At 57.7% G+C, this 14,203-nt stretch carries 11 protein-coding genes; 6 read left to right on the top strand and 5 right to left on the bottom strand.

Annotation, left to right across the window (positions count from 1 at the left end; translation table 11 throughout):
• Positions 1–6: 6 nt before the first annotated feature.
• The 4 genes from FQB27_RS06790 to FQB27_RS06775 all read right to left on the bottom strand — a co-directional run bounded on the left by FQB27_RS06790 (position 7) and on the right by FQB27_RS06775 (position 7,906).
• On the bottom strand, positions 7–3,294 hold the full coding sequence (locus tag FQB27_RS06790; RefSeq protein WP_169560159.1) for a carboxyl transferase domain-containing protein: 3,288 nt from the start codon (positions 3,292–3,294) through the stop codon (positions 7–9).
• Between the two features lie 94 nt (positions 3,295–3,388).
• Positions 3,389–3,814 carry a SufE family protein gene (locus FQB27_RS06785; RefSeq protein WP_169560158.1) on the bottom strand — a complete coding sequence of 142 codons (426 nt, stop codon included), beginning with the start codon at positions 3,812–3,814 and terminating at the stop codon, positions 3,389–3,391.
• Between the two features lie 81 nt (positions 3,815–3,895).
• Positions 3,896–5,401, bottom strand: coding sequence for a glycerol-3-phosphate dehydrogenase (glpD, locus tag FQB27_RS06780; RefSeq protein ID WP_169560157.1), 1,506 nt, complete (start codon positions 5,399–5,401; stop codon positions 3,896–3,898).
• Positions 5,402–5,626: 225 nt separating this feature from the next.
• Positions 5,627–7,906 carry a hybrid sensor histidine kinase/response regulator gene (locus FQB27_RS06775; RefSeq protein WP_169560156.1) on the bottom strand — a complete coding sequence of 760 codons (2,280 nt, stop codon included), beginning with the start codon at positions 7,904–7,906 and terminating at the stop codon, positions 5,627–5,629.
• Between the two features lie 200 nt (positions 7,907–8,106).
• Here FQB27_RS06775 and FQB27_RS06770 point away from each other — a divergent pair, with 200 nt between their 5' ends.
• The 6 genes from FQB27_RS06770 to FQB27_RS06745 all read left to right on the top strand — a co-directional run bounded on the left by FQB27_RS06770 (position 8,107) and on the right by FQB27_RS06745 (position 13,206).
• Positions 8,107–8,724, top strand: coding sequence for a hypothetical protein (locus tag FQB27_RS06770; RefSeq protein WP_169560155.1), 618 nt, complete (start codon positions 8,107–8,109; stop codon positions 8,722–8,724).
• 79 nt (positions 8,725–8,803) lie between these two features.
• A complete protein-coding gene (locus FQB27_RS06765) occupies positions 8,804–9,658 on the top strand; it encodes a cytochrome c oxidase subunit II (RefSeq protein WP_169560154.1) in 855 nt (284 codons plus the stop codon).
• Between the two features lie 3 nt (positions 9,659–9,661).
• The gene (locus FQB27_RS06760; protein WP_169560153.1) at positions 9,662–11,449 is read left to right on the top strand and encodes a cytochrome c oxidase subunit I; all 1,788 of its coding nucleotides are present in this window, start codon (positions 9,662–9,664) and stop codon (positions 11,447–11,449) included.
• Complete coding sequence (locus FQB27_RS06755; protein WP_169560152.1) at positions 11,446–12,120, top strand: cytochrome c oxidase subunit 3; 675 nt, start codon at positions 11,446–11,448, stop codon at positions 12,118–12,120. The genes FQB27_RS06760 and FQB27_RS06755 overlap by 4 nt, the downstream gene beginning before the upstream one ends.
• Before the next feature lie 21 nt (positions 12,121–12,141).
• Entirely contained in the window at positions 12,142–12,870 is a 729-nt protein-coding gene (locus FQB27_RS06750) for a cytochrome c oxidase subunit 3 (protein WP_169560151.1), read from the top strand.
• Positions 12,871–12,879: 9 nt separating this feature from the next.
• Positions 12,880–13,206: a cytochrome C oxidase subunit IV family protein gene (locus FQB27_RS06745; protein WP_169560150.1), complete on the top strand. Its 327-nt coding sequence runs from the start codon at positions 12,880–12,882 to the stop codon at positions 13,204–13,206.
• Positions 13,207–13,237: 31 nt separating this feature from the next.
• Here the strand turns inward: FQB27_RS06745 and FQB27_RS06740 are convergent, their stop codons facing one another.
• Positions 13,238–14,029, bottom strand: coding sequence for a helix-turn-helix domain-containing protein (locus FQB27_RS06740; RefSeq protein ID WP_169560149.1), 792 nt, complete (start codon positions 14,027–14,029; stop codon positions 13,238–13,240).
• Positions 14,030–14,203: the final 174 nt, after the last annotated feature.

The following is a 14,203-nucleotide window of genomic DNA, read 5'->3' as shown; positions in this document are numbered from 1 at the left end:
TGCCCCTTACCAGCTATCGACAAAGGTCCGTTTCTTGCCGCGAATGCGCGCGCCATTGCCGGCCGCCTTCAACGCCATGACCAGCCGTGTGCGGGTTTCCAGCGGATCAATGACATCATCAATTTCCATGAAGGCCGCCGCATTGACGGCCTTCCCCCGCACATAGGCCGCAGCCACCATCTGATCAAAAGCCGCCTGCCGCTCGCCTTCATCCGCGATGGCCTCCAGCTCTTTTCGGAAGCCAAGCCGCACGGCCCCCTCCAGCCCCATCGGACCCATTTCACCGGTGGGCCATGAAATTGTCAGGAACGGCGCATGGGTGGAGCCCCCCGCCATGGCCTGCGCCCCAAGACCATAGGCTTTTCGCAAGATAACCGTCATAAAAGGAACGGTCACACTGCCCGCCGCCGCAAAAAGCCGGGCGGTCTTTCGGACCAGCGCCGTTTTCTCGGCTTCCGGCCCCACCATGAAACCGGGGGTATCACAAAGCGACAGGATCGGAATATCAAAGGCATCGCAAAGCTGGATATGCCGGGCCGCCTTTTCAGACCCATCCGCATCAATCGCCCCGCCAAGATGTTGCGGGTTATTGGCAATCAGCCCAAGGGGGCGCCCCTCAATCCGGATAAAGCAGGTCAACATTCCGGGCGCAAAGTCAGGGCGAAGTTCCGTCACCGATCCGGTGTCTGCAATCAGGTCGATAACCGCACGAATGTCATAGACACGCAGACGGTTCTCAGGAATGGCAAAACGCAGTTTCCGCTGATCCTCCTGCGTCCAATCCTTTACCTCCCCCTGGAAATACGAGAGAACGGTGCGGGCAGCATCGGTCGCCGCCTCCTCGTCCGGCACCACCAGATCGACAACCCCGTTTGGCCCCTGAACGGAAACAGGCCCCACCTCGTCCGGGGTAAACACACCAAGGCCGCCCCCCTCGATCATGGCCGGACCGCCCATGCCAATGGTCGTATCCTCCGTTGCAATCAGGATATCGCTCACCCCCATCAGGGCCGCATTACCCGCAAAGCACCGCCCGCTGGCGATGGCGATACGCGGCACCAGACCGGAAAGCCGGGCATAGGTCTGGAAGGTTGGCACGTCCAGCGTGGAAGCCGCGTTCAAGTCCACATCACCGGGCCGCCCGCCGCCGCCTTCCCCATAAAAAATCACGGGAAGCTGGCGCGCCTCTGCCAGATGCAGCATGCGGTCGGTCTTCTTGTGGTTCATCACCCCTTGCGTGCCGGCAAATACGGTATAGTCATAGCCGAGCACAACACAAGCCGCCCGGCTTTCATCGAAATGCTGGCCGTTCAGGCTGGCGGTTCCGGCCACCATGCCATCGGCGGGGCTTATCTTCTCAAGGGTTTCCACCGAATGGCGGGACCGCTGGGCCGCGATATTCAGGCTGCCATATTCTGAAAAACTGCCGTCATCCACAAGCCGGGCAATATTCTCCCGGATCGTCCGCTTGCCCTTGGCATGACGCTTTGCCACGGCCTCGGGGCGGGCGGCATCCAGAACGGCGCCCTGCTTTTCAAGAAGGGCCGCAAGATCGGGGCGCACCGCATCAAGGTCCACGGTTTCCTCTATGGTGTCATGCGCCCTGTCGATATCCGCTGGCTCCACAAAGAACAGGGGCTGGCCTTCGGCGACCGTCTCTCCCACAGAGACTGCCACCCCGGCAACCTGCCCGGAGAAAGACGCGATAATCTGATGCTCCATTTTCATGGCTTCCAGAATGGCAACCACCTGACCTGATCCGACCGTATCCGTCTGCTGCAAGGACAGCTCAACCACCGTCCCCATCAGATGGCTTTCAATGGGCCGGGTTCCGGGCGGTGCCTGCAGATGCGACTGCGTCTGGCCTTGCTGCCCGGTTGGCGCCAACCCCTCCTGCGTCTTTCGCACCTGTTGTGATGCTGCAAACAGGGCCGCCACATGGTCATCCACAAAGCGGGTATAAAGCTTTCCCTGCAAGACATCCTCATGTTGCAGAACAGCGCGGACGAACGGGATACTGGTTTCGGTCCCGGCGATGACATATTCACCCAGCGCCCTGTCCAGCAGATGCAGTGCCGCCTGTTGCCCGCCATAGGCCGTATGGACGATCACCTTGGAGACCAGCGAGTCATATCGGGGGTTCGGTTGCCAGCCACCATGGGCACAGCCATCGACACGGATGCCCTTGCCCGTTGGCACCTCGTGCCCGGTCAAGGCCCCGCCTGCCGGGCGCACCTCCCCGGTTTCCGAGATCACCTCCGCATTGATCCGGGCCTGAATGGCCACGCCGTCAGGCTGCAGTGCGGATTGGACCACCCCAAGGTCCACAAGGCTTTTGCCGCCTGCGATCTCCAGTTGCAGGCTGACAAGATCCAACCCCAATATTTCCTCGGTCACTGTATGCTCAACCTGCAAACGGGGATTTGCCTCCATGAAGGCGAATGTCCCATCCACATTCGAAACCAGAAACTCGAACGTTCCCACACCGCGATAGGACAAGGCTGCCGCCATTCGAAGGGCAGCATCGAATAATTGCTCGCGCACTTCTGGCGCAACATCCCCTGCAGGTGCAATTTCAACGATTTTCTGGTGCCGCCTTTGCAGGCTGCAATCCCGATCGAACAAATGGCAGACCTGCTGTCCATCGCCGATCACCTGCACCTCCACATGCCGGGCGGACGGCATGAACCGCTCCACATACAAGCGCCCATCCCCGAAAGCGGCCATGGCCTCCGCTTCGGCACTTTTAAAGGCCGCGGCCAGATCATCCCCTTTATGGACCAGTCGCATTCCGCGCCCGCCCCCGCCCGAAACCGCCTTGATGAACAGGGCCTCGCCAGCGGGCAGGTCCGCCATGAAGGCCTCTACCCGCTCTAGACTGGTGGGGTCATTGGTCCCCCCAAGACAGGGAACGCCCATATCCATTGCCAACCGCCGGGCCGCACTTTTATCAGCCAACTGTTGCAGGGTTTCGGGTGTCGGGCCAACGAAAGTAATGCCCGCTTCCCGGCACGCCTCTGCAAACTGTGGGTTCTCACTCAGAAAGCCATAACCGGGATGGACCGCATCGGCGCCAGCCTGTTTTATCGCCTCAACAACGGCGGGAATATCCAGATAGGCGGCGGGACCGGTGCCCGGCAAGACCACCGCCCGATCGGCACGGCGCACGAACAGGGCCCCGGCATCATCTTCGGAATGCAAGGCAACGGCCTCGATCCCCAACAGGCGGGCTGACCGGATAATTCGCAGGGAAATCTCGCCGCGATTGGCGATGGCAAGGCACCGAATAGACATACTCCTCCTACTGCGGTTGGACCGCTCCTTGTTGTTTTGGAGATATGCTATACCGGCGTTTATATGATTGAAAGACGGAGTTTTGTTTTACACGTCAGGATGCGCGGCTGGCCGCGGCATTAATGTGCTTCACAAAGGAATAAAGGCCGTTGCTGCGAGAGGGGGAGAGATGCTGGTTTAGCCCCAGTTCCTGCAGGAAGGCCGGATCGGTATCCAGAATTTCCGCTGGCGTTCGATTGTCATACACCGCCAGCAACAGGCCGATCAGGCCGCTGACGATCAGGGCGTCACTGGCCGCCTGAAAACGCAGGCGATCGCCTTCCATATGAGACAGCAACCAGACCTGTGACTGACAGCCTTCCATCAGGTTCTCATCCACCTTGGCGGCTTCCGGAAAGTCAGGCAGCTTGCGTCCCAGATCAATCAGGTACCCGTAGCGGTCGGTCCATTCCTCCAGAAACAGGAAGGCATCCTTGAAATCCTGAATGGTTTCTTCAATTGATTTTTCGGGAGCTGACATATTCCAAGGCCCTGACGTTCAAAATACCGGAAAGACCGCTCTCTAGCAGCATTTTCCCCGGAAGACAACATGGCCGGGCAATCAGGCTGCGGCGCGCTGCCCCTGCATCCAGTCCTCAAGGGCCGCAATCTGGTCTTCGCTCATGCGGATCCCCAGCTTGCTGCGCCGCCAGACCACGTCTGCTGCGGATACGGCCCATTCCTGATCCATCTGGTAGCGGACCTCGCGCTCATAGAGGCCCACACCGAAATTCTGCCCCAAATCGGCAAGAGACCGGGCGTCCCCCAGAATGTCGCGGGCCAGTGTCCCGTAGGAGCGGATCAGCCGCCATGCCAGCCCTTCCGGCAGGAAAGCATAATCCTTCTGCAAGGCTGACACGACCGCATCAAATTCCTGCGTTCCGAAATCCCCCCCGGGAAGAACAGATTTTTCTGTCCACGGAGCCTGCTTTTTCCCCAAGGCCGCCTCAACTTTTTCCAGCATGGATTCTGCAAGACGGCGATAGGTCGTGATCTTGCCGCCGAACACATTGATCAGGGGCGGCTCGCCGGGTTCACCATCCTGCCGGAGCACATAATCCCGGGTCGCTTCCTGCGCCTTGGTGGCGCCGTCATCATACAGCGGGCGCACCCCGGAATAGGTCCAGACAACGTCTTCCTCGCGCAGCGGCGTGTTGAAATACTCGCTGGCCGCCTTCACAAGATAGGTGGTTTCCTCGCCGGAAATACGGATGTCATTCACATCGCCCTTGTAATCCCGATCCGTGGTGCCGATCAGGGTGTAATCCTGCTCGTAAGGGATAGCGAAAATAATGCGGTCGTCCGCATTCTGGAAAATGTAGCAGCGGTCATGATCGAAAATTTTCGGCACCACAATATGGCTGCCCTGAACAAGCCGGACGTTATGAGGATCGGTTTCCCCAACCGTATCGCCAAGGACCGCATCCACCCAAGGGCCAGAGGCATTGATCAGCATCCGGGCCGTTGTTTCCGCTTCAGCCCCGGTCAACTGGTTCCGGGTTGTGATATGCCACAGACCGTCTTTTCGAACGGCGCGCACACATTTTGTCCGGGTTTCAATCCGGGCCCCGCGTGCGGCGGCATCCATGGCGTTCAGGGCCACAAGACGGGCGTCATTCACCCAGCAGTCGGAATATTCAAACCCGCGCTTGAAATCGTCCTTGAGGGGAGTTCCCACCTCGTCTGATCGCAAGTCAACGGACCTGGTGCCGGGAAGTTCCTTTCGTCCCCCAATATGATCGTAAAGGAACAACCCGAGTCGCAGCAACCACGCCGGGCGCAGCCCGGAATGGTGCGGCAGCACAAAGCGCAACGGCCATATGATATGGGGCGCCATGTGCCACAGCACTTCTCGCTCGCCCAGCGCTTCCCTCACCAGACGAAATTCGTAGTGCTCGAGATAGCGGAGACCGCCATGCACCAGCTTCGTTGATCCGGAAGAAGTCCCGCTGGCGAGATCATTCATTTCACACAAGGCGACGGAATAGCCCCGCCCGACCGCATCCCGGGCGATACCACAGCCATTGATACCACCGCCGATAATGAAAAGATCGTAATCTGCCGACATTGAGTCTTCCTCTTGTCGCTTTCACCGGATCAAAAATTGAAATATCACGAAAGCATTTGCAGGTAATACGAACCACTAACGAATGTCAAATGAAAATCCACTCGCGGCTTGCAGAAACGGACATTTTTAAGGGCCTGCAAACGCCCGTCGCCCGGTTTTCACACGGACATCCGCACCATAGTCAGATCAAATGAAAGATAAATGAAAGCGGCTGCCGCCCCGTTTTCAGGCAGACGGGGTGGCAACCGGCAGGTAAAGCCGCACCACAGTCCCGCGCCCGGGCACGGAATCTATGGCCACATGCCCCCCGGATTGACGGGCGAACCCATACACCATGCTGAGACCAAGGCCGGTTCCCTTGCCGATTTCCTTGGTGGTATAGAACGGCTCGAACACATGCTCCAACTGCTCCGGTGTCATGCCAACGCCGGTATCCCGGACTGTCAGAACGACATAGTCCCCCGGTTTCAGGTCCCTGAGCCGGGCCGCATCGCCGTTGTCCAGAACCGCATTCCGGGCCTCAAGGGTCAGTACACCCCCCTCCGGCATGGCATCCCGGGCATTGATCGACAGGTTCAGGAGGGCATTTTCCACCTTCCCCTGATCGGCGAGGCAATCCCACAGACCGTCATCAAAGGCCGTTTTCACCTCCACCGCTTCGCCCAGAACCCGCCGCAGGATAACAGCCATCCCTTCGATGCAGGGCCTGACATCAAACGCACGCGGCCTCAGATTTTGCTTGCGGGAAAAGGCCAGCATGCTTTGCGTCAATTCCGCACCGCGCATGACGGCCCGAATGATGGTATCCACCTGCGCAAGCGAGACCTCTCCCCCCTGCTCCAAATTTTCCCGGACGATCTCCGCATTGCCCTGGATCACCGCCAACAGATTGTTGAAATCATGGGCAATCCCCCCGGTCAGTTGCCCCACGGCTTCCATCTTCTGGGCCTGAATGAGTTTTTCTTCCAACTCCACCTGCTCGGTCACATCGGTTGCAGACCCCCGAAACCCGAGATAGCCGCCCTGACTGTCATAGAACGGTTTTCCGCTGGTTCGGATCCACTGCTTCTGCCCTGTTTGCGGATCAATCCGAAAATGGGACAGGTCCCGAAAGGCCTCCCGGTTCGCGACCTTCTCTGAATAAAGCTGCAAGCTTTCCTGATCATCGGACTGCCTTTGCAATATCTCAAAAACATCCTGCCCGGCATATTGCTCCGGTTGGGTTTCCCCCCCTTCGCTATCCTGAATGGAAAGATAGGCAAGCCGTCCTTCGTGATCGATTTCCCAGTACCAGTCGGCGCTGACACTGGTGAAATCACGCAGCCGGTCCTGCACGGCTTCAAGCGCCACAGCGGTTTTCTTCTTTTCGGTAATATCCGTCACCATGACCAGATGGTGCGTGAACATGCCATCCTTGCCCGGCTCGATCCCGACAACCGATACATTGACCCAGACAACGGCCCCGTCCGGGTGAACAAAACGCTTTTCCGTCTCGTATCCCGGAATTTCCGCGCGGATCAGGCGGTCATAATATGTTCCATCCCGAACCAGATCGTCCGGGTGGGTAATCCCGCGCCAACCCAAATGCTCCAATTCCGCCGGACTGCGCCCCAGCACCCGATAATATTCGTCATTCGCCACAACCACGCGGGAAAGCGCCTGATTGTAAAGCGCCATCCCGATCGGCGCGTTGTCGAAAATGGCGCGGACCCGGTTTTCCGTAATCTCAAACGCCCGCCGCATTTCAAGGCTGTCCGTTACGTCGATCGCTGACAGGAACAGGCACCGAACCCCGCCCACCGAAATGACCTCTGTATTCAGGACGATATTCCGAAGCTCCCCCTGCCGCGTCCGCATCACCATGGGAAAATGGTCAAGTTTGCTGGTTGCTTGCAGCGCAGCCACCAGCCTTTCCCGTTCCGCCGGGGACGCCCAGATATTCAGTTCCAGCGCCGTTTTGCCAATCGCCTCTTCACGGCGATAGCCGGATTTCTGGCACCAGCCATCATTCACATCAATAAATTTACCGGTTTCCAGAACCGTGATCGAGCCAAGATGGTTGTTGGCATCAAACGCGGCCCGGTACAAGGCATGAAGCCGGTTCCGCTCGCGATCCTCAAGGACCTGCGCGGTTATGTCCTTCTGAAAGCAGATCAGCAATTCTTCTTCCGTCCAACTGCCCGCACAGCGCACCCAGCGCCCGTCTGCCAACGGGATCTCGAATTCCCAGTCCTTTCGGTCGGAAAAATCCGGATACGGCATTTGGGACGTCCCGCCCCCCTCAGCGGCGCCGGTTGCCTGCGGCGCTTCCTGCGCCTCGACCAGTTCCAACAGGTCCGCAAACAACATGCCCAGACGGACCTGATCCCCGGTAAAGCCATATAGCTTCAGTAAACTGTTATTGAAATAAATCAGGGCGCCATTCCGATTAAAAACCGTCATGGCATCCGACATCGTATCCAGCGCCCTGAATACCGGATCCTGTTGCACGACTTCTACGTCCATATACCTTGTCTGCCTTTTCCGGGAAATACCGTCTCCCGGCTCCAACCTGAAACCATGTATATCAGGTAATCATCATTCCGTAAGACCTGATCCCGACAAAACTTGAAAATTAATAAATTTATAATACACTAATATATTAACCCATCATCCTATCGACAGTCAGACAAACTGGGACTGTCGCTGACGAAAGGGTTTCGGCCATGGCCAGAAAAATCATAAATGATGACACGCAGATCCGCGAGGCGGTTGGCATCTTCACGGATGTAAAGTCCTTGTATAACTGCATTGATGAATTGCAGATGAACGGTTTTGACCGGTCTGACATCACCATGCTGGATCATCCTCACCTGAAAAAGGTTGCCGTTTTGCGGCAAGGGATCAACACACAGGCAGCCGAGGACAACCCCTCCGCCAAAAGAGGGGCCTTTGTGGACCCGGAATCCATCGGCGACGCCGAAGGGGCACTGGTCGCCATCCCGCTCTATGTCTTCACGCTTGCAGGGACGGGCATATCGGCTGCCCTTGGGGCCTCCACATCCATCATAGTGTCGGTTGCGGCACTCTGCGGTCTTCTCGGGGCTGTTCTTGGGGGCGGTGCGGCCTACTGGCTGAAGAGACGGAAAGACGCCTATTATGATGAACAGGTCCGCCATGGCGGCATTCCCGTCTGGATACACCTGAAAGACGCCGCCCATGAAAAGCAGGCCCTGAAGACCCTGCGCGCCAACAATGCCGAAGATATTCACGTGCATGACCTGACCAGCACACCCTACGAAGTCAGGGAGGGACGGTCGACCGTTTACCACATCATCCACTAGGTCCCGCCCCTGACCAAACCGCTCATCTGCAGCCCCCGGCGTTCAGCGCCCCTGCGGAAGGCCCATAGGAAAGCGATCCATGGCTATCGCAATTGTCCTGATACTGGTGGCAGTCGGTTCTGTCGCCTTTCACATCTACAGCCCGTGGTGGTGGACAGAAATTGCGTCCAACTGGAACCAGATTGACCTGACCGTGGTGATCACCTTCTGGATCACGGGCATTGTGTTTGTCGCCCTGACATTGTTCGTTGCCTATTGCGTTGTGAAATTCAGATATTCCAAGAACCGCCGGGCCGAATACAAACCGGAAAACAAGAAGCTGGAACTCTGGCTGACCATTCTCACCTCCCTTGGGGTTATTGGCATGCTGGCCCCCGGCCTGTGGGTCTGGCAGCAATATGTCTCGCCCCCGCCAAACGCGGATGAGGTCGAGATCGTGGGCCAGCAATGGCAGTGGAGCTTTCGCTACCCCGGACAGGATGGCATCCTTGGCACCACCGATGCCAACCTTGTCAGTTTCGACAATCCCTTTGGCATCAACCCCACGGACCCGGCCGGGCAGGATGACATCCTGATCGAGGGGGACGCCCTGCACCTTCCCCTTGGCCGGCCTGTCAAGTTCCTGCTGCGCTCCCACGATGTGCTGCACAATTTCTTCATTCCCCAATTCCGGGCAAAAATGGACCTTGTTCCGGGCATGGTCACCTATTTCTGGATCACCCCCACCCGAACCGGCGAATTTGAAATCCTGTGTGCGGAACTCTGCGGGTTGGGGCACCACCAGATGCGGGGCGGCATCCTGATCGAGGAGGAAGACACCTTCCAAACATGGCTTGCCGAGCAGCAGACATTCCGGCAGATCCAGCAAGACGCCCGCCTGCACCAGAACAGACCCGTCAAAATTGCCACCGACGCCCCGGCGGGGAAGGAATGACATATGGCCAAAGCAACCCCCACCGATATTGACGATCTGGAAACCGCTGACCTGCCGGAGATGGACCTGTATCACCCGAAAAGTTTCCTGACCAAATGGGTTTTCAGCCAGGACGCCAAGGTCATCGCCCTGCAATATGCCACAACAGCAACCCTGATCGGACTGGTCGCCCTGGTTCTATCTTGGCTGATGCGACTGCAATTGGGATTTCCCGACAGTTTCGATTTCATCGCCCCCACAGACTATTACCAGTATATCACCATGCACGGCATGATCATGGTGATATACCTGCTGACCGCACTGTTCCTTGGCGGGTTCGGCAACTACCTGATCCCGCTGATGATCGGGGCAAGGGACATGGTTTTCCCCTACATGAACATGCTGAGCTACTGGATTTATCTGGCGGCGGTCCTGCTGCTGGCGGCCACCTTCTTTGTGCCGGGAGGCCCAACCGGCGCTGGCTGGACCCTGTACCCGCCGCAGGCCATCCTGTCTGGCACGCCGGGGCGGGAATGGGGCATCGTGCTGATGCTGGCCTCTCTCGCCCTGTTCATCGTCGGTTTCACCATGGGCGGGCTGAATTATGTCATCACCGTTCTTCAGGCCCGCGCCCGCGGCATGACCCTGATGCGGATGCCCCTGACCATCTGGGGGATTTTCGTGGCCACCATCCTTGCCCTGCTCGCCTTCCCTTCGCTGTTTGTCAGCGTCATCATGCTGCTGTTCGACCGCCTGCTGAATACCAGCTTTTTCATGCCCCATATCATCGAATTTGGTGAAAAGCTGCAATATGGCGGGGGCAGCCCGATCCTGTTCCAGCACCTGTTCTGGTTCTTTGGTCACCCGGAGGTTTATATCGTCGCGGTTCCGGCCTTTGGCATTGTCTCTGACCTGATTGCCACCCATGCCCGCAAGAATATCTTCGGATACCGGATGATGGTCTGGGCCATCCTGATCATCGGTCTGCTCAGTTTCGTGGTCTGGGCCCACCATATGTATGTCAGCGGCATGAACCCCTATTTCGGGTTCTTCTTTGCGACCTCCACCCTGATCATTGCGGTGCCGACCGCCATCAAGGTGTATAACTGGGTTCTGACCTTATGGCGGGGCAACATCCATCTCAGCCTGCCCATGCTGTTCGCCATTGGCTTTATCATCACCTTTATCAATGGCGGCATTACCGGCCTGTTCCTTGGCAATGTCATTGTCGATGTCCCGCTATCCGATACCATGTTCGTTGTGGCGCATTTTCACATGGTCATGGGTGTGGCCCCCATCCTTGTGGTGTTCGGGGCGATTTATCACTGGTTCCCCCTGATCACCGGTCGCTGGCTCAACCAGACATTGGGGCATCTGCATTTCTGGATCACCTTTGTCGGGGCCTATGCCATCTATTTCCCCATGCATTATCTTGGCTTTATGGGCGTCCCCCGCCGCTATTACAGTCTGGGCGAAACCGCCTTCATTCCAGACAGCGTCGCCGACCTGAACAAATTCATCACCCTTGCGGCACTGGTTGTCGGCGCGGCGCAGATTGTGTTTATCTTCAACCTGATCTACAGCATCTTTTGGGGCCGAAAAGCAGAACGCAATCCGTGGAAGGCCACCACGCTGGAATGGCAAACCGAGACCATGCCGCCCCGGCACGGTAATTTCGGGCCTCAACTGCCGCGCGTCTATCGCTGGGCCTATGATTACAGCGTTCCCGGCGCCAAAGACGATTTCATTCCCCAAAACCAGCCCCCGGCCCCTGATGAGGAAGCCGCACCGACAGGAGCACCCCCATCATGACCCCCTTCCGCACCCTTGGCGCCCGCCCGTGGATGGCCGATCAGGTCCGGCGGGATGATATGGCCTCGGGGCGGCGGTTCGGGGTTCCAGCGCAGGCGATTGCCCTTCGGATATTTCTTGTTGTCGCAACCGTTCTTTTCAGCTTGCTGTATGTGGCCTACGCCACCCGCATGAACGCATCCACCCTGTCCCCGTCCGCCTTTTTCTGTTCGATCAACGCCTTTTCCCGCGCCAGCAGCGACTGGCGCCCCCTGCAGGAACCGGGGCTGCTGTGGTTCAATACAGCCTTTCTGGTCTTTTGCAGTCTGGTCTATCTTGGGGCGGATCACGCGGCCGCGAAAAAGAACACCCGCCAGCTCAAGAACGCCATGATCCTTGTTGGCATCCTGAGCATCAGCTTCCTGATCGGGCAGTTGCTTGTATGGCAGCAACTGAACGCAGCCGGTTTCTTTGCCCGCGCCAATCCGTCCTACGGCTTCTTTTACATGCTGACGGGCATTCACGGCCTGCACCTGATCGGCGGGCTGGTTTTCTGGGCCATCCTGACAGTGCGCCTGTTTCAGGGCGCATCCCCCCATTCCCTTGCCGTCAACATCCGACTTTGCGGCCAATACTGGCATTATCTTCTGGTTGTCTGGGTCGCCATTTTCCTGCTGCTTCTGTTGACCTGACCTACGGAAAGGAAAGCCATCATGGCCCAAACGCCCTATTCCCAAACCGGCGAATCATCGCCCCAACCTTCCCCCGGCGGAATGACAGGCATTCTTCGGGACTGGGCGTCAGACCGGCAAACCTTCCGGCAGGTGCCGTGGGGCAAGGTGATGATGTGGGTCTTTCTGCTAAGCGATACCTTTATCTTTGGCATCTTCCTGCTGGCCTATATGACGGTGCGATCCTCGACCCCCGTTCCCTGGCCCAACCCCAGCGAGGTGTTCGCCCTTGAGGTGGCGGGTCAGACCCTGCCCCTGTTCCTGATCGCCATCATGACCTTCGTTCTGATCAGCAGCAGCGGCACCATGGCCCTCGCTGTCCGCTTCGCCTATGCCCGGGATCGCCGGAACACGGCCCTGCTACTTTTGGCAACCGCCCTGTTGGGGGCCACCTTTGTCGGAATGCAGGCCTTTGAATGGTCAAAACTGATTGCTGAAGGGGTCCGCCCATGGGCCAACCCGTTCGGCGCCCCCCAGTTCGGGTCCAGTTTTTTCATGATCACCGGATTTCACGGCTTTCATGTCTCGGTCGGGGTGCTGTTTCTGCTGATCATCACCCGCAAGGTTCTGCGGGGCGACTTCGACCTTGAAAGGCGGGGCTTTTTCACCAGCCGAAAAGGCTCCTATGAACAGATCGAGACCATGGGCCTGTACTGGCATTTCGTTGATCTGGTCTGGGTCTTCATATTCGCCTTCTTCTATCTTTGGTAAGGACGCATCATGACATCACACGCACAGGCGCAACTTCACCCCATTCGTATTTACCTGATGATATGGGCCTTGCTGTTTGTCTTGAGCCTGTTTTCCTATCTGGTGGACTATTTCCATGTGGAAGGCGCCCTCCGGTGGAGCTTGATTATCCTGCTCATGCTGGGCAAGGCCAGCTTGATTGTGGCGGTCTTCATGCATATGGCATGGGAACGGCTGGCCCTTGTTCTGGTCATTCTTCTACCGCCCGCCCTGCTTTTGATGTTTGTGGGGATGATGGTTCTGCAATCAGACTATACGCTGGCGATCCGCAGCGCCTTTTTCGGCACGGGCCTCTAGGACGCGCCTGTCCCGTCGTCCGGGAACAGCCTTACTCCGGCCCCCACTTCCGGCGGCGAATTTCTGTTGGCGGCACGCCGAACTTTTCCCGGATATGACGGGAAAAATGATTGGCATTCTCGTACCCGCAGGAATAAGCGATTTCGGCAACGGACAGGCCACTGTTCCGCAGCATCCTGACCGCTTTTTGCGACCGGACGGTCCACAGATAGGCAACCGGTGTCTGCCCCATGTCCCGCTTGAATATCCGCGTCAGATATTGCGGCGTGGCATTGGCAAAAGCGGCAATATCACTCAAGCTACATGGCCGATCCACACTTTGCTCGATAAAATGCTTGGCCCGCAGGACCAGCTTGTGCACCGGTTTTTCCCGCTGCACCACCTGGGCCTGATAGATATATTCATGAAACAGGGTCCGCCCAAGGGAATAGGCAAGGGCCATTTCCTCTGGCCCGCCTCCCAGTTCAAGTCCCGCCCCCATGCGGTGCAGATCCAGCATCCGGTGCGATACGGGCAATGTAAACGGCACCGTGGCTAGAAACTGGAAAATCTCCTCTCGCGCCTCGGGCAGGATCGCCTCACACCATGAAACCCGCGTATCCATCCCGTCCCGATAGTCATAGACAAGATGCGACCGAACCGGCACCAGCGCCGCATACCCTTCGGTCAGGACATGGTCCTCTCCGTCCACGGCAAAGACCACCCCGCCGGAATGCACGACCAGAAGCTCCAGATGCGGATTGGTAATCGGCCCGAACCGGCCGCCGCCGCGGTACAGGGTCTCGCCAAAAACAAAGGATGGGATGGAGGACAGAACATTCATTTCAACAAGACAACTCCACAAAAGCCTAAAAAACAAATCCCTAACCATGCTTGAAATTTATAGGCTTTAACCGTCAACTTTCCTGACCATACCACAAGAGGTTCATTTCAGTAAGAAATAGTCCAAGCTCGGATATTGCTGTTTCGGCCCCGTTCACAGATAAAAAACAGGCGG

Source organism: Sneathiella chinensis (assembly GCF_012720115.1).
Taxonomy (GTDB): domain Bacteria; phylum Pseudomonadota; class Alphaproteobacteria; order Sneathiellales; family Sneathiellaceae; genus Sneathiella; species Sneathiella chinensis.
The sequence above is the reverse complement of the archived record's forward strand: the minus strand, read 5'-3'. Positions and strand labels throughout refer to the sequence as shown.